We start from the raw sequence: 15,825 nt of genomic DNA, 5'->3' as shown, positions 1-15,825 counted from the left end.
ATGCTTGCCCTGCTGAACCTGCTCCAGGCGAACCGTTTCCTGGTTCTGGGGGCCGCTGTTGCGCTGATGCTGGCCGGGATGGTGGCGGTGGTGGGGCTGCCCGTCGAGGCGGTGCCCGATATCTCGCCCCGGCAGGTGCTGGTGTCGGTCGTGGCACCCGGACTGGCGACCGAGGAGGTCGAGCGGCTGATCACCTTTCCCGTCGAGGCGAGCATGGCGGGGATTCCGGGGATGGTGGATCTGCGGTCGGTCTCGCGGTCGGGTGTTTCGGTTGTCTATGTGCAGTTCGATGACGGGACCGACATCGATCTGGACCGTACGCGGGTCAATGAGCGTATCCAGCAGGCGCGGTCGCTGATCGCGGTGCCGGGGCTTTCGATCAATATGGGGCCGCTGACGACCGGCATGGGCGAGATCATGCAGGTCCAGATCCATGGCGCGGGACGGTCGCTGATGGACCTGAACCGGCTGATGACCTGGAGCGTGGTGCCGCAACTGAAGCTGGTGCCCGGCGTGGTGGACGTGAACGTCAATGGCGGGGCCGAGGAGACGTTTCAGGTGGCGCTCGATCAGGCGCGGCTGAATGCCTATGGCGTTTCGGTCGGCGATGTCTATCGGGCGGTGGATGCCAACAACGCGGCTTCGGGCGGGGGATGGATCGAGCATCATGCCGAGCAGCAGATCGTGGTTGGGCGGGGGCTGATCCGTACCCTGGAGGATTTCGGTGCTCTGCCGGTGCGCAGCAATGCGGACGGGACGGCGATCCGCCTGCGCGATGTCGGCGCGGTGTCGATGGGGCCGCGCACCCGGCTGGGTGCCGTGACGCGCGATGGGCGGGGCGAGATCGTGACCGGTGTGGTGATGATGCGGCAGGGGGCGAGTTCGGACGCCACGTTGGCGGCCATTCGCGCCGCGCTGCCGGGCATTGGCCGCACGCTGCCGGCGGGTGTGACGCTGGAGCCCTATTACAGCCGGTCGGACCTGACGAACCGCACCATCGCCACCGTGCGTGAGAACCTGCTGATGGGGGCGGCGCTGGTCGTGGTTGTGCTGGTGGTGGTGATCGGGGACTGGCGGGCGTCGCTGGTCATCGCCTCGGTCATTCCCTTTGCGCTGGTCTGCGCCATGACGGGGATGCGGCAGTTCGGGATTTCGGCCAATCTGCTGAGTCTCGGTGCCATCGATTTCGGCATGATCGTCGATAGTTCGCTGGTGGTGGTGGAGCATCTGCTGGCGATGCGCGAGATCGACCGGGCGACCGACCTGCGGGCGCAGGTGGTTTCGGCGACGGCGCAGGTGCTGCGGCCGGTGACCTTCGCCATTCTGGTGATCGTGATGGTGTACCTGCCGATCCTGACCTTGCAGGGGATCGAGGGGAAGATGTTCCGCCCGATGGCACAGACCGTCATCATGGCGCTGCTGGCCTCGCTGGCCTATTGCGTGATCTGCGTGCCGGTGATCGCGGCGCTGGCGATGCGTGGCAGTCGGTCGCACGGGGATACGCGGCTGGTGGCGGTGCTGCGGCGGCGCTACGGGCCGGCGGTGCGCTGGGGGGAGCGCCATCCCGGCCCGCTGTTCGGTGGGACGATCGCGGTGTTTCTGGTCGCCATCGTGCTGGCGACCCGGCTGGGGGGAGAGTTCATCCCGCAGCTTGGGGAGGGGGCGCTGGTCGTGACCGCGACGCGCCTGCCCAGTGCCTCGCTGCCCACGGTGCTGGAATCCGTTCAGAAACAGGAGCGGATTCTGATGGATTTTCCCGAAATTGCCACTGTGGTCAGCAATACCGGCACCTCGGCGATTCCCACCGACCCGATGGGGGTGAACGAGACCGATACGTTCGTCTTCCTGAAGGATCCGGCGGATTGGCATACCGCCCGCACGCAGGAAGGGCTGGTCGATGCGTTTGACCGCGCCCTGCGCGAGCGGTTGCCCGATGCGCGGTTCTCGTGGAGCCAGCCGGTGCAGATGCGCATGGACGATCTTCTGTCTGGCGTGCGCAGCCAGATCGCGGTGTCGATCTACGGGCCTGATCTGGAGATGCTGTCGCGGCTGGGCGACCAGGTGGCGGTGGCGCTGAACAGTGTGCGTGGGGCGGCCGATGTGGCGCCGCAGGGGGATGGGACCGTGCCCTTCATTCATGTGGATGTCGATCGCGAGCGGGCGGCGCGGCTGAATGTGGCGATGACGGACATTCTGGACACCGTCGAGGCGGTGGGGGGGCATATCGGCCGCCCGGTGATCATGGATGATGCGGTGGTGAATACGCAGATCCGCTTTGCGCCGGAGCAGGCGGGCTCGGTGGAGCAGATCGCGGGTCTGCGTGTGCGTCGGGCCGATGGGACGGGGGCCGTGCTGCTGTCGCAGGTGGCGCGTGTGTCGGTGGTCGATCGGCCGCCGCGCATCAGCCGCGACCGCATCCAGCGCCGGCTGATCGTGCAGGCCAATGTGCGGGGGCGGGATCTGAGTTCCTACGTGGTGGCGGCGCAGGCGGCGGTGGCGGCGAAAGTGCATCTGCCGCCCGGCTATCGGCTGACGTGGGAGGGGCAGTTCCGCAACCTGCAATCGGCCATGGCGCGGCTGGAGATCGTGGTACCGATCGCGCTGGCGCTGATCTTCGGGCTGCTGGTGCTGGCGCTGGGGTCGGTGGTGTCGGCGGCGCTGGTATTCGTCAATCTGCCGATGGCCGCGACGGGGGGGATTCTGGCGCTGGCGGTGCGTGGGTTGCCGTTCAGTATCTCGGCCGGGATCGGGTTTATCGCGCTGTTCGGGGTGGCGATCCTGAACGGGGTGGTGCTGGTCAGTGCCATCCAGCATCTGCGCCGCGCCGGCATGGAGGTGGCGCGGGCGGCGTTCGAGGCGGCGGAACAGCGGTTTCGGCCGGTGATCGCCACCGCGCTGGTGGCCAGTCTCGGCTTTTTTCCGATGGCGTTTTCGGCCAGTGCGGGGGCGGAGGTCGAGCGGCCGCTGGCGACGGTGGTGATCGGGGGGCTGGTGTCGTCTACCGTGCTGACGCTGCTGGTGTTGCCTTCGCTCTATGCACGGGTGATGCGGGAGCGGAAGACGGGGTAGGCTCTCGGGGCGCTGCCCCGAACCCCGCCACAGGGCAGTCGCCCTTTGGAAACCCGTTCGTTTGTGTCGGAAGGGGATGCTGTGCGGATCCTGGTTGTCGAGGATGAGAGGCCGCTGGGGTCGGCGGTGCAGGAGCGGTTGCGCCGCGCCGGGCATGCCGCCGACTGGTTTACCACGCTGGCTGACGCGCGGGCCGCGCTGGGGGCCATTGCCTATGATTTCCTGCTGCTGGATCTGGGGTTGCCGGATGGCAGCGGGCGGGACCTGCTGCGGGAGATCCGGCGGGGTGGGTCGGTGATGGCGGTGATGATCGCGACCGCGCAGGACCAGATCAGCGACCGCATTGCCGGCCTTTCGGACGGGGCGGACGATTACATCGTCAAACCCTATGATTTCGATGAATTGCTGGCGCGGCTTGATGCCGTGTCGCGCCGCTATGGCGCGTTGGCCAGCAACCGGCTGGTGCTGGGGGAGGTCGAGATCGATCTGGGCCAGCGCAGCCTGCGTCGGCAGGGGCAGGACGTGGACCTGACGGCGCGGGAATGGGCGGTGATCGCGCTGCTGGCCCGCCGGGCCGGGGCGATCTGCTCGCGCGAGCAGATCGAGGACGCGCTTTACGGGCTGGGCGAGGAGATCGAGAGCAATGCGATTGAGGTCTTTATCAGCCGCGTGCGCAAGAAGGTGGGGGCGGGGCTGATCCTGACCGTGCGCGGGCGCGGCTATCGGCTGGCGCGCGAGGGCGGGGCATGAGGCGCGGCGACGGGCGATGGAGCCTGGCCACCCGGATCATGGCCGGGGTGCTGGTGGTGGTGGTGGGCTGTCTGGCGCTGCTGAGTGTGCTGGTGGCGGGGTTTACGCGCTACGAGGTGACGGAGCGGCTGGATAATTCGTTGCAGGAAGTAGCCGAGCGGCTTGAATTCGTGATTGCGGCCCACGCCGTGCGCCCCGCCGGGGGGACGGTCGCGCTGCTGCCGGAAGTGGGGCCGCGCACGCTGGCCTATCAGATCGCGATGCCGGACGGGACATTGCTGTTGCGTTCGCAGAACGCGCCCGTCGAAACCTTCGTGCCGGTGGTGCGGGGCGGGTTTTACGATCGGCCGCGCTTTCGCGTCTATGTCGTCAAGGCACAGGATGGCGGGCATTATATTCTGGTCGGAGAGCCGACCTTTCATCGGCGCGAGGCGGTGCGGCGGGCGACGCTGATCTCGATCCTGCCGATGATCGTGTTTCTGCCGGCGGTGTGGCTGCTGGTGCGTTGGGTCGTGCGGCGGGCGTTGCGGCCGCTGACGGCGTTGCAGGCGGAAATTCGCGCGCGCGGGGGCGGGAATCTGACGCCGATTCCCGCGCTGGACCTGCCCGAGGAACTGGCGGCCATCCATATGGCGGTGAATCTTCTGCTGGACCGGCTGAAAAAGGCGCTTTCATCCGAACGGGCCTTTGCGGCCAATGCGGCGCATGAACTGCGCAACCCGATCGGCGCGCTGCTGGCGCAGGCGCAGATGCTGCGCGAGCAGTTGCATGAACCCGAGGCGCCGGGGCGGGTGGCGGCCATGATCGGGCAGATCCGCCGGCTGGGGCGGATGACGGAGAAATTGCTGCAATTGTCGCGCGCGTCGTCGGGAGCGGCGATGGGGGACGACCGGTTCGACCTGATTGCGGTGTTGCAGATCCTCGCGGAGGAATTTGCCGACATGCCGCCGGTCTTTCCCGTCGTCACGGTGGATTGCGACGGGATGGAGGCGCTCTTCGCGCGCGGGGATATCGACGCGGCGGGCATCCTGTTTCGGAACCTGATCGAGAATGCGGCCCATCATGGCACGCCTGATGCCGTGATCGCGGTGACGGTTTCGCGGAATGGGGTGGTGGATATCGTCAATGATTGCAGTGCTTTGCCGGAAGCGATCCTGCCGGGGCTGACAGAGCCCTTCGTGCGCGGCGGGAGCGCCGCCGACGGCAGCGGGCTGGGGCTGGCGATTGCCGCCAGCATTGCCGGGCAGATGGGCGCGCGGCTGGAGATTGCCTCGCCGCTGCCGGGGACGGATCGGGGGTTTCGGGCGCGGGTGGTGCTGGCGGGGTGCGAGGCGGTGCGCGCGCTGCCCGGCGTGGAGGCTACAGGAAGGCCATCATGATGCGGTGCAGGTGGTCGGCGGGGTCTGCCTCGAACGGGCCGCCGCCGGCCGAGGCGCCGATCATGGCCAGCAGGGGGCCGGATGTCGCGCCGGCGCGGGCGTCGAGCACTACCGCGCACAGGGCGCCATCAGGGCGCAGGACCAGCACGCGGTCCTGCCGGCGGATCGGGATGCCGGGGGCGACCATCAGGATGGTGCCGGCGCGGAAGACGGGTTCGAACAGGGCGGTATCCAGCGACACGGCATAGAAATCGGCCTCGGCGGTGCCGGGCACGTCCCACTGGTCCCAGTGGCGGCCGCTGGGCAGGCCGGTGCCGTCGAACATGCCGGGGTGTTCGAGATGGGAGAAGGGGGACAGGCGGAGGCGCGACCGGGCCGTGGCGCGGGGTGCGGGGGAGAGGGGATGTTGGCCGGCTGCGAGGCGGGCGAATGCCTCCAGGCTCAGGCCGGTGACGTCCAGCACGCGGGCCAGGCTTTCGGTGCCGGGCCAGCGGGGGCGGCCGGCGGCGGTGGTGCGTTTGGAGGGATTGAAGCTGGTCGGGTCCAGCCCCGCCGCGCGGGCCAGGCCGGAGGGCGTGAGGCCGCGTTCGGCGGCCAGCGTGTCCAGCGCGCGCCACAGATCGTCATGCCGGATCATGAAGGCGACAGGATTTCCGATTCATGCCGGGCCGCGCCCTGCGGCGTGGGGTGGTAGCGGCCGTTGGCGTCCTGGCTGGCCAGGCCCATCCGCTCCAGCCGTTCCAGGCATGGCTGATCCTTCATGCCCGGCGGGCGGCCGGCCGCGCCGCTGAGCATCAGCCGGTGCAGCGCCGACCGGCAGCAGGTTTCCAGATAGGGTTCGCTCCACATGCGCCCGAGGATCGGCGTTTCCTGCCCGGCTTGCAACCATGCAATGAGACGGTCGCGACCTACAGGGTGTGGATCGTCCGATCGCCGTTGACCAGGGCGAAGGTCTGGCCGGTATATGTCTTGCCGCCGCTGCGGTCGACGAAGGACATGAGGCGGGTCGTGACTGTCAACCGGCGGGGCGTCATGCCGACCAGAAGATATCCCCTGTGCTGGTAATCGTAGTGAAGAATGTGAGGGTTCTTCGGAAGAGCCTGCACGATGGGCGCGGCCAGCGGAGCGGGCCAGAGCGAGCTGATCGATGTGCCGAGAAATTCCGGCAGAATGCCTGAATCGGGCCCGTCGCCGGGATTGCGCACGACCTGCGCGATCAGGTTGGAATGCAGGTCGCCCGAAAGACAGAGCGGATTGGGCGTTCCGCTGGCTTGGATCGTGTCGAGAATTCTTTTCCTGTTCTCGCCGTAGCCGTCCCAACTGCCGAGATAACGGTAAGGCTCACCGGCATGGCTCATGTGCAGGGGCGACATCATTACCGTCGAGACAAGGATGTTCCAGCGGGCGGTCGTCGTGCGCAGATGCCCGGTCAGCCATGCCTCCTGCTCCTGCCCGAGCATGCTGCGCGCGGGATCGGCGGATAGGTCGGAGCATGCTCGTTCGTAGACGCCATAGGCGAAATTTCCATCGGATTCGTGCTGGCATATGGTTTCGACGTCGCGATACTGGCGGGTGTCGAGCAGGTTGAGACGCGCGAGGGAGCCGAGTGCGACGCCCCGGTGAATCTGCATCCTGCCCGTGTCGCGACGGTAGGCGGCCCTGACCGGGAGGAATTCATACCATGCCTGATAGGCAGCGGCACGCCGCTGATTCTCCTGGGGGGTACGCGCGGCACTTTCCAGGGCGTCGTGATTGTCGGGGAGCAGGATGAAGGGATGCGCCTCATGCGCGGCGAGCAGCGCCGGGTCGGTGCGGTAGAGGGCGTGGCGTGCCCGGTAGTCGTCGAGCGTCATCGGCAGCGCCGTGCGGTCGTGCTGGCGGACGCCGCCGCCCCTGGTCACGTCATAGATGTAATCGCCAAGATGCAGGACGAATTGCAGATCCTGATCGACGATGTCCCTGTAGGCGTCGAAATATCCATTTTCCCAGTTCTGGCAGCTGACGACGGCGAACCGGGCATCGGACAGAATGGCCCCGGCCGCGGGCAGCGTTCTGGTGCGCCCCACGGGGCTGCGCTCTCCATTGAAGAAGAATGCATAATAATAGACGCGGTCGGGAAGAAGCCCGGTGACGTCGACATGGACGCTGAAGCCGGCATCCGGGCTGGCGTGCGCCATCCCGGAGCGCACGGGCCATGCCAGCGCCGCATCTTCGGCGACCAGCCACCTGACGGCGAGCGCCGTCCGGGAAAGCGGCTCGGGGTCGATGGCGGAACGGGCCAGCCTGGTCCACAGGATGACACGATCGGAGAGAGGGTCGCCCGACGCGACGGAGAATGGGAATGACGCCGCGACATGACCCTGCGCGCGGGCAATGTTACAGGAAATAGCCGGAGAAGAGAGGAGAATCTTGGAGAATGTCCTGCGGCTCAGGCCGTGCTTCGGGCGAAAGAGCATGGTTTTCAGAATCCTGCCGATATGGTCACCATGGCGGAGAAGGGCGTCTGCAGATAGTAGCTGGGCTGAGAGCCGGCGATCGTGCTGCCATACACGCCGCGCGTCGTCTGGAGAGCGTTGGCAATGCCGTAGATGCCGCTTCTGAACTTTGCGCCGGTCAGGTTCTGCAGGTTGAGCTGGATCTCCGGTGACTTGATGACGCCGCTGGTCTTCAACCGATACCCGATTGCTATGTTGTTCGTGATGTATTGCGGTATCGCGCTGTCGTTCATGAATGTTGCATATTGTTTTCCGACATATTTGATCTGCCCCGACATCCAGAAATTCCCGTCGTCATAGTCGAGCCCGAGGCCGGCCTGGACCTTGGGGGAGCGTACGGCGATTTTGCCGGCGGTCGGCAGGTAGTCCGTGACCCGTTGCCCGTCGAGCGTGCCCGTCGTTTTGATATCGCTGTCGATCGTCGAATGGAGATATTCGAACGTCACGTAAGGCCGCAGATGGCTCCACACCGGTTTCATCGCGAGCTGGATATCGACGCCGCGGGTGGTCTGGCCGCCGGCGTTGGTCGTCGAGGTGATGGGCGTGGTGCCGAGATAATAGCTGAGCTGCTGTTGGCGATTGGTCAGATTGTAATTGAAGAAGGATATCGATCCGACGAAGAAGCGGCCATTATACCGGTATCCGATCTCTTCATGGATCGAATATTCGGGGCTGCTGCTGCCACCGGACTGCGTTTGTGTGCCGGATGTATTGTAGTAGTCGACAATGGACAGGTTGGACGGCATTTTCACGCTCGTCGTTCCCGAGATGTATATCTGATGATGCGGATTGAAGCGCCAGGACATGCCGATCTGGGGAAGCGGTTCAGCGTTGTGAAGATTCTGATTATAGCGTGTGCCTGGCGTGTAATTATATGTCCGGCGTGTCGTCATGGCTTCCTTGAAGCCTAGGTCCACGATCAGGCGATCGTCGAAATAATGGGAATGGTTTTCGACGAACAGCATGTTCGTCTGGGTGAGGGTGAGGAAATCGCGCATGGAATAGGGCTGGCCGTCCGTCTGGGTGATCAGGTCTTTCTGCCCCCAGATGTCGAAGACCCTTCCTGTCGCCTGGTCCATCCTGCCGAGGGTGTAGTTCATGTATTCATTGTCGTACTCGTACCACCATCCGACGACGGTGGTATTATGGGCATCGACGTCATATGTCATGGACAGGGTGTTGCCCGGACGGAATTGCGTCTGATTGGATGAACCCAGAACCAGGGCCTTGCTGGCGCCGTCGAGATCGAGCGTGACGGGTTGCGTGCCCATATAGGCGTTGGCGGGCACGGTCATTGCCCCGCTTCCGCCGCCGGTTCCGTACCAGAAATACAGGCTGTCATCGAGGCTCAGGCGCGGCGTGATATGGATGTGGGTGGGTACGACCGCGATGACGTTGCGGAACGGGTTGTTGCTGGATTTATACCAGTTTCCACCACTGAAATAGGCGGGGAAACTGGTGCTGTATCCGGTGGTCCGGTATTGCGACAATGTCGGGTTCAGATAATTGCTGTTGATCTGATCGTTGTAGGATACGGTCAGGCCGGTGTGGCTTCCATTGTCGAATTCCTTCACGGCCTTGAAATCGTAATGATATTTCTCGGCCTGTCCGCTGCCGCGCCACTGGTTGCCCTTGGTGTGGCTGAAGGCGAACATGGCCTTGATGCCGCTCTGTCCGAGATAGCCCGAATTCAGGCGGATATATTGGCGAAACGTGTCGTAGGAGCCGAACGACGTATCGATCAGCCCGCCGAATTTTGATGTCGGGTTCATCATCGTCGCCTTGGAGAGGCCTGCAGATGCATTGATCACGGGGCTGGAGATGTCCACCGAGCCCGGTTGCAGGGAAACCGTTTCCAGATCCTCGGCCTCGACGGCCTCGTTGGCATAGAAAGCCGCGTTGCCGGTGTCGTTCAGCGGGGCGCCGTCCAGCAGCCAGCCAACTTCCGTCTGGTCGAAGCCGCGCACGTTGACCTGCCCGGCATAAAGGCCGAACGGGTCCTGATCGGCGATATTCACGCTGGGAAGCATGCGCAGCATCTGTTGCAGGTTCGAGGTGGGAGCCTGCTTGGCGATATAATCGCGCGTGACCGTCTGGATGGCCCTGGGGCTTTTTTCCACCCGCATCAGGCCGCCTCCGGGCTCCTGCGTTCGTCCGCTGCGGCCGGATACGAGAATGGCTTCGGGAACGGCCGGTCGCGGATCGCTCGCGGCGGCGGGCTGCTGGCCGGTTTGTAACGAAGTCCGCATTTCGGGCGGGGCGGGTCGCGCCTGGGGGTGCGGGCGTGCCGCCGGGCGATGGGTCGGTTTGTGGCCCCGTGCGTGCGCCGCACCGGTATCGGCCCGGCCATCCTGGGCGCCGAACGCTGCGAATACGGCCGAATAAAGAAGGGTGCGTCGAGAGCGTCGCATGGTCCGGGTCGTCCTGTGAGCAAGGATGGCGGGGCGGGCCAGGGGTGGCCGCGCGCAGGAGAAATTAACGAAATGGTGTTGCGTCACACGTTTGACGTGAGCGGATTTTCATTTCAAGATTTTTTTCGGCTATCATGAATATGTCATAAACCGGGTGCCGGGCACGTCTGCGGTGGACCATGGGGCCGGCAGGTGGCAGTCAGGTTTTTCGAGCGTGCGCCGGAGGGGGACCGGTCCGGCGGTGGGGCTGGTGCGCGGGGTGTTGGCCCGGTGGTTCGGCCTTGCGGACGGCGGTTGCCGTTCGATGGACATCAGGCGATATGGGTTACGAGGATTTCTTGAAGATACGGCGTGCCACGGCGAAAGACGTTGCGAAACTGGCAGGATGTTCGGTGTCCGCCGTGTCCCTGGTGGTTCGGAACCGGGATGGCGGACGCATCAACGGCGATCTGAAGGCGCGCATCCAGAAAGCGGTTTCCGATCTCGATTATCGCCCGAACAGCTTTGCGCGGTCACTGGTCAGTCAGTTGCCGTCCAGTATATCGGTCGTCGTGCCGAGCATCAGGAATCCGTTCTTCGGCGAGATGCTGGAGGGCATCCTTCAGGTGATCGGCACGCGCTTTACGATCCAGCTTCATGTGCCCTCGGAAGATATGGATTATGGGATCGACATCGTCCGGGCGGCGCAGGAAGATAATATCGCGGGCCTGATCCTTGCCACCCCGCCGCAGACGACGCTGGATTTGTTTCGCCAGACCTGTCCGACCGTCATCCTGGACGCCTATACCGCCATGGATGTCTCGCGCATCGAGTTGAATGTCGCCGCCGCCGGGCATCAGCTTGGCCGGCATCTGGTCGAACTGGGGCATCGGAGCGTTGGTTATCTGGATTTCCTGCCCGACAAGGCGACGTTTTCATGCCGGCGGGAGGCGCTTGGGAAAATCGTCCGGCAGGCGGGCGGCGCTTTGCACAATGCCCCGGCGCCCGCGGAGTATCTCGATATCGAGCAGGGAGAAGCCGCTTTTTCCCGGTCGTGGGCGCTATGGGAGGCCGCCGGCGTGACGGCGGTGGTGGCGGCGGATGATATCCTGGCCTATGGCATCATGAAGCGCGCCCAGGAAATGGGCATGGCGATCCCGGATAGGCTGAGTGTCGCGTCGTTCAACGATATTCCGTTTTCTGCCCTGGTTTCTCCTGCTTTGACCACGGTTGATCTGAGGGCCCATCAACTGGGTCTTCAGGCCGCGCATGTTCTTCTGGATGCCATTGCCCAGGATGTTTCTTCCGTCTGCACGGTAGATCCGGAATTGCGGATTCGCCGATCGACGGCGGCCTGCTGGACTGGCGGGTGACGGGCGTGCGTTCCGGTGTCCGGAACGCTGCCTCCATTTCAGAAGATGACGCGCAGGCGCAGGCCGAGGACGCTGAGGTTTTTGACCTTCCGTTCGAGGTTGGGGTTGATGACGTACTGGAAGTCCGGCTGGACCCAGACGCCCTGGCGGATATGGATGTTGTAGGTGGCTTCGACCACCGTGGCGGAGCTTTGGGGCGTAAGCGCGTTGGCGGGCAGTTTCTTTCCGCGCCTGTAATAGAGTTTCTGGGCCGCGACGAGCGTGGAACTGGCGGTGACGTGGTTGACCATGATGCCGACCACGTCGTTCGGCCGCCCCGGAATCATACCGCGATCCGACAGGCCGAGATAATATTGATGCTCGTAGGGCGAGGCGCGCGGGGTGTTGTGGATATAGCCCGCCATGACATAGAGGCCCTCGTAGATGCCGCGGCCGTGGCGGAAGAGCATCTGGTCCATCGTGGTCCAGACCTGAATCTTGCCGCGACCGGTGCGGGCGGGCAGGCCGGTCAGGGGGATGGGGTTGCCGTTGATATCCGTGTAGTACGAGGGATAGGGCGAGGAATCGTAGGCGGCGGCGATCTTGTAATGGCCGACCAGCGCGTGGGGGCCGAAAACGGGAATAGCCCCGATTTCAAATGGAACATACACGCCCGTATAGGCGCTGGTATCGAACTCGAACCCGGTGCGGGTGTATTTTGGCTGGCCCAGGCCGGAATTGACGCCATAGGCGCCGCCCTGCACATACAGGCCATGCAGGGGCCAGAACCGCAGCCGGCCGCCCAGGACGCCGTTGGGCGTGTTCGAGAAGCCGATCGAGCCCTTGGTTTCGGTTTTCGGGTTGCCGCATATGGCATTGTTCATGAACGTGCAATAGAGCGGCGAGGTCGAGAAATCGAGATTCACCGACATGTAGCCCAGCGCGAGTTGCAGGCGCTGGTTCAGGAAATCCTGCGTGCCGTAAGCGGATACGAGATGGACGATGACATTGCCGCCGCCGCCGTAGATTTCCTGCACGTTGACCACCGAGCGGTCGCCGGCATCGGTCGAGAGATTGTGGCCGGCGCGGTTGACGAAGGCGAAATGGGTGTTGAACCCTTTCCAGCCGACCAGCTTCTGCCAGTTCAGGTTGACCTGGACCGCGATCTGATGCGTGTAGCCGGCCGAACCGCTGACGTCGGTGCGGCCGCCATTCAGGATGATTCCGCTCTCGCCGATATAATCGACGCCCAGGCCAATGCCTTTATTGGCCAGGCTGCCGCGCAGCTTGTTCCAGGCGCTGTAGGCATGTTCGGTATTGGGCGTGAAGGGCGTGTTGTCGTACGCCGTCGGGCTGTCGAGAAAGACGGATGGCCCGCTGGGGGAGGTCAGGCCCGTGTAAGGCGGCGCTGTCGCCGCCGAGAGCGGACCAGGACCGACGGCAAGGAAGAGGCTCGCGACGGCGAGGGGCATCTTCCTGTTCCCGCTATGGGAAAGAAAGGATGATATGGACACGACAGTTTTCCTGTTCTTTGAGATGTCCGGGGTGTGGTCACCTTTTTTCCGGTGACCTTGTTTTTTCTTGTTTCTTGTTTTTTGGGTACGCGTGTTCGCCAGGGCGTCATTGCGATGGCGGCGCCTTTGTACGGGTCGTTCTGTTGCCCGCCGCGCTGTCTCTTTTTGGCGTGGCGGGCGGGTTTTACTGTTTTTGTAGTGTTTTTATTGCCCTATGTCGGGCGCAGCTTCTCGCGATACTGGTGTGCGCGGTCGCGGTAGGCCTGGCTGGCGCCCTTCATCATCGCCTCGTGCGCCGGGGTGACGGGGCCGACGAGCGTGGCCGGGCGGCCGCGAATGACCGAGCCGTCGGGGAAGACCTTGCCTTCCGGGACCAGGCTGCCGGCGGCCACCAGGCAGTTTCGGCCGATCCGTGCGCCGTTCATGATGACCGAGCCCATGCCGATCAGCGAGCCGGCGCCGATGCGGCAGCCATGCAGGATGACCATGTGGCCGATCGTGACGTCCTCGGCGATTTCCAGGGGAAATCCGGGATCGGTGTGCAGGACGGCATTGTCCTGCACGTTGCTGCCGGCGCCGATGACGATGCGCTCGGAGTCGCCGCGCAGCACGGCGCCGAACCAGATGCTGGCCGCCGCCTGCACCGTGATGGCGCCGATCAGCGTGGCGGTCGGTGCCACGTAGGTATTTTCGGCCGACAGGTCGGGGGTCTGGCCGTCATATTCAAACAGCATCTCGTTCCTCACTCCCATCCAGCGAGGCCAGGGCGATGCGCGCGCTGGTCCCCGCGATATGGTCGCGCATGAGTTGTGACAGGCGCGCCCCGTCGCGCTGTTCCAGGGCGTCCATGAAGGCGGCATGTTCCGCGATGGCGGTGGCCCAGTCGTGATCGTCCTTGCGCCGGATGAAGCGGCAGACATGGATGCGCGCCAGGATCTGCTGGTACATCTCCGACAGGGCCGGATTGCGGGCCAGGGCGAAGATGGCCTCGTGGACCTGCCGGTTCTGGCGCAGGTAGCGTTGTTCGTCGCGCCGCGCGTAGCTTTCCATCATCTCGTCGTGCAGCTTGCGGACCTGGGCGATGTCCTGCGTGCTGGCGCGGGCGCAGGCCAGTTGGCCGGCCACGCCTTCCAGCGCGCCCATGATCGGGAACAGATTGTGAATATCGGCCTCGGTGATCTGTGCCACGACCGCGCCGCGCCGGGGCAGCAGTTCGACCAGCCCTTCCGACGCCAGGACCTTCAGCGCCTCGCGCAGCGGGGTTCGGGAGATGCCGAACCGGTCGCATAGCGCGCGCTCGGCGATCTTCTCGCCCGGCACCAGCACGCCGTCGAGAATCATGCCGCGCAGGGCGGTGATGAGCGTGTCGTGAAGGTTGAGGCGCGGGACGATCGTGGGCTCGGTCATGGCGGGCTGGGTCTCCGGTGGTCAATGACCATGGGCGTTGCCGAGCGGGCGGCCCGGCAGGGGGGCGCCAGGGTTCGGTGTGCCAAGGTTCGACGCGCCCAGGTTCGGCGCATCCGGGAGCGATGATCCGGGGGCGGCGTCGGGGCGCGACGGCAGGTAGTGGAAGGCCAGGGCTGCGCCGACGATCAGCAGGACGACCGGGCCGTAGAACGGCAGGCTGTAGCTGTGCGACAGGTCGATGATCAGGCCGAAGGCGAACGGCGACAGGATGCCGGCGATGGCCGAGCCCGTGTTCATGATTCCGCTGCTGGTACCGGCATATCGGGGCGCCATGTCCATCGGGATCGCCCAGATCGGGCCGACAGTCAATTCCAGGAAGAAGAAGGCCGCCGACAGCGCGATGCCGATGGCGGTGAGATTATGCACGAACAGCGCCGGCAGCAGGCAGAGCATGGAGCCGATCATGCTGGCGATGATGACCTGGCGCCGTGCCTGCGGCAGGTTGCCGTGGCGGCGGTACAGGTAGTCGGTGAACAGGCCGCCGCAGGTATCGCCCACCACGCCGGCGGTGAAGACGCCGAACGAGAAGATGGCGGTGTGCTTCAGGTTCAGCCCGTAAGCCTGCACGAAGAAGGACGGCAGCCAGGTGATGTAGAGCCACAGCGTCCAGTTGTAGCAGAAATAGATCAGCGTGGCCGGCATCATGGCGCGGATCAGCGCCCGCCATGGGATGGACGGTCTGGCGGCGCCGGTGCGGGGCGTGTCGATGACCGGGAGTTCGGCCAGTTCGGCGGCGGTGACGCCCGGATGGCTGGCCGGGCGGTCGCGGAACATGAAGGCCCAGGCCAGCGTCCAGCCCAGGCTGACGCAGCCCAGCGCCATGAAGGCGCCGCGCCAGCCCAGCCACAGGGCGATCATGACCGTCAGCGGCGGGGTGAGCGCGTTGGCCAGGCGCGATGAGGAATGCATCATGCCCTGGGCGTAGCCGCGCCGGGTAGACGGGACCCATGCGGCCACCGCGCGTGTGGCGGCGGGGAAGGTGGCGCCCTCGCCGATGCCCAGCAGGACGCGGATGGCGATCAGCGAGAACAGGCCGCCCACCAGACCGGTGAGGATGGTGGCGGCACCCCATATGAGGCCGCTGATGACCAGCGTGCGACGTGGGCCGAGGCTGTCGGCCAGGCTGCCGCCCGCGATTTGCAGCAGGGCGTATGGATAGCCGAACGCGGACAGGGCCAGCCCCAACTGAACATTCGACAGGTGCAGGTCTTGCGCCATCAGGGGCGCCAGCGTCGAGATGTTCACGCGATCGACATAGGTGATGAAATACATCACGCACACCAGCCCGAAGATGCGGCCCGGCGCGGTGGTGAGGGTGTGACGGATATAGGCGGTCGGCGTCATTGTCTTGCCGTGGAACATGGTCGGCCTCGTTTCTTGTTTTTTTTGAGTGCGCCGTCGCCGGTCCT

The 15,825-nt window shown here is 64.9% G+C and carries 12 protein-coding genes; 4 read left to right on the top strand and 8 right to left on the bottom strand.

The features are described 5' to 3' along the window. From C7453_RS13905 to C7453_RS13895, 3 genes are all read left to right on the top strand, one after another. Positions 1–3,069: an efflux RND transporter permease subunit gene (locus C7453_RS13905; RefSeq protein WP_114728155.1), complete on the top strand. Its 3,069-nt coding sequence runs from the start codon at positions 1–3 to the stop codon at positions 3,067–3,069. Between the two features lie 81 nt (positions 3,070–3,150). Beyond that, positions 3,151–3,819: a response regulator transcription factor gene (locus C7453_RS13900; protein WP_114728219.1), complete on the top strand. Its 669-nt coding sequence runs from the start codon at positions 3,151–3,153 to the stop codon at positions 3,817–3,819. Further along, on the top strand, positions 3,816–5,198 hold the full coding sequence (locus C7453_RS13895; protein WP_114728154.1) for a sensor histidine kinase: 1,383 nt from the start codon (positions 3,816–3,818) through the stop codon (positions 5,196–5,198). The genes C7453_RS13900 and C7453_RS13895 overlap by 4 nt, the downstream gene beginning before the upstream one ends. Here the strand turns inward: C7453_RS13895 and C7453_RS13890 are convergent. From C7453_RS13890 to C7453_RS13875, 4 genes are read right to left on the bottom strand one after another with little or no spacing between them, the layout of a single operon-like run. Then, entirely contained in the window at positions 5,179–5,835 is a 657-nt protein-coding gene (locus C7453_RS13890; RefSeq protein WP_114728153.1) for a helix-turn-helix transcriptional regulator, read from the bottom strand. The genes C7453_RS13895 and C7453_RS13890 overlap by 20 nt on opposite strands. Continuing rightward, the gene (locus tag C7453_RS13885) at positions 5,832–6,047 is read right to left on the bottom strand and encodes a hypothetical protein (protein WP_114728152.1); all 216 of its coding nucleotides are present in this window, start codon (positions 6,045–6,047) and stop codon (positions 5,832–5,834) included. Before C7453_RS13885 ends, C7453_RS13890 begins: the two co-directional genes overlap by 4 nt. Before the next feature lie 59 nt (positions 6,048–6,106). After that, positions 6,107–7,654, bottom strand: a complete 1,548-nt coding sequence (locus C7453_RS13880) for an alkaline phosphatase D family protein (protein ID WP_114728151.1) — start codon at positions 7,652–7,654, stop codon at positions 6,107–6,109. Positions 7,655–7,659: 5 nt separating this feature from the next. Continuing rightward, positions 7,660–10,104 (bottom strand): TonB-dependent receptor, encoded by a 2,445-nt coding sequence (locus C7453_RS13875; RefSeq protein ID WP_114728150.1) that lies wholly within the window; start codon positions 10,102–10,104, stop codon positions 7,660–7,662. Positions 10,105–10,283: 179 nt separating this feature from the next. Between C7453_RS13875 and C7453_RS13870 the strand changes: the two genes are divergently transcribed. Then, complete coding sequence (locus C7453_RS13870; RefSeq protein ID WP_114728149.1) at positions 10,284–11,456, top strand: LacI family DNA-binding transcriptional regulator; 1,173 nt, start codon at positions 10,284–10,286, stop codon at positions 11,454–11,456. Between the two features lie 38 nt (positions 11,457–11,494). Here the strand turns inward: C7453_RS13870 and C7453_RS13865 are convergent, their stop codons facing one another. The 4 genes from C7453_RS13865 to C7453_RS13850 form a co-directional block, all read right to left on the bottom strand. Further along, the gene (locus C7453_RS13865) at positions 11,495–12,907 is read right to left on the bottom strand and encodes a carbohydrate porin (RefSeq protein WP_114728148.1); all 1,413 of its coding nucleotides are present in this window, start codon (positions 12,905–12,907) and stop codon (positions 11,495–11,497) included. A gap of 254 nt (positions 12,908–13,161) precedes the next feature. Next, the gene (locus C7453_RS13860; RefSeq protein ID WP_114728147.1) at positions 13,162–13,683 is read right to left on the bottom strand and encodes a gamma carbonic anhydrase family protein; all 522 of its coding nucleotides are present in this window, start codon (positions 13,681–13,683) and stop codon (positions 13,162–13,164) included. Next, positions 13,673–14,356 carry a GntR family transcriptional regulator gene (locus tag C7453_RS13855; protein ID WP_114728146.1) on the bottom strand — a complete coding sequence of 228 codons (684 nt, stop codon included), beginning with the start codon at positions 14,354–14,356 and terminating at the stop codon, positions 13,673–13,675. Before C7453_RS13855 ends, C7453_RS13860 begins: the two co-directional genes overlap by 11 nt. Positions 14,357–14,377: 21 nt before the next feature. Continuing rightward, positions 14,378–15,778, bottom strand: coding sequence for an MFS transporter (locus C7453_RS13850; protein ID WP_174787993.1), 1,401 nt, complete (start codon positions 15,776–15,778; stop codon positions 14,378–14,380). Between the last annotated feature and the right edge of the window lie 47 nt (positions 15,779–15,825).

The organism is Gluconacetobacter liquefaciens, assembly GCF_003350405.1.
Taxonomy (GTDB): Bacteria; Pseudomonadota; Alphaproteobacteria; order Acetobacterales; family Acetobacteraceae; genus Gluconacetobacter; species Gluconacetobacter liquefaciens.
The sequence above is the reverse complement of the archived record's forward strand: the minus strand, read 5'-3'. Positions and strand labels throughout refer to the sequence as shown.

Excerpts from the sequence above, each read along its gene's own strand:
- C7453_RS13850 (WP_174787993.1), bottom strand. The coding sequence starts at position 15,778 with ATGTTCCACGGCAAGACAATGACGCCGACCGCCTATATCCGTCACACC.
- C7453_RS13890 (WP_114728153.1), bottom strand. The coding sequence starts at position 5,835 with ATGATCCGGCATGACGATCTGTGGCGCGCGCTGGACACGCTGGCCGCC.
- C7453_RS13885 (WP_114728152.1), bottom strand. The coding sequence starts at position 6,047 with ATGTGGAGCGAACCCTATCTGGAAACCTGCTGCCGGTCGGCGCTGCAC.
- C7453_RS13870 (WP_114728149.1), top strand. The coding sequence starts at position 10,284 with ATGGGGCCGGCAGGTGGCAGTCAGGTTTTTCGAGCGTGCGCCGGAGGG.
- C7453_RS13905 (WP_114728155.1), top strand. The coding sequence starts at position 1 with ATGCTTGCCCTGCTGAACCTGCTCCAGGCGAACCGTTTCCTGGTTCTG.
- C7453_RS13880 (WP_114728151.1), bottom strand. The coding sequence starts at position 7,654 with ATGCTCTTTCGCCCGAAGCACGGCCTGAGCCGCAGGACATTCTCCAAG.
- C7453_RS13895 (WP_114728154.1), top strand. The coding sequence starts at position 3,816 with ATGAGGCGCGGCGACGGGCGATGGAGCCTGGCCACCCGGATCATGGCC.
- C7453_RS13865 (WP_114728148.1), bottom strand. The coding sequence starts at position 12,907 with ATGCCCCTCGCCGTCGCGAGCCTCTTCCTTGCCGTCGGTCCTGGTCCG.
- C7453_RS13855 (WP_114728146.1), bottom strand. The coding sequence starts at position 14,356 with ATGACCGAGCCCACGATCGTCCCGCGCCTCAACCTTCACGACACGCTC.
- C7453_RS13875 (WP_114728150.1), bottom strand. The coding sequence starts at position 10,104 with ATGCGACGCTCTCGACGCACCCTTCTTTATTCGGCCGTATTCGCAGCG.
- C7453_RS13860 (WP_114728147.1), bottom strand. The coding sequence starts at position 13,683 with ATGCTGTTTGAATATGACGGCCAGACCCCCGACCTGTCGGCCGAAAAT.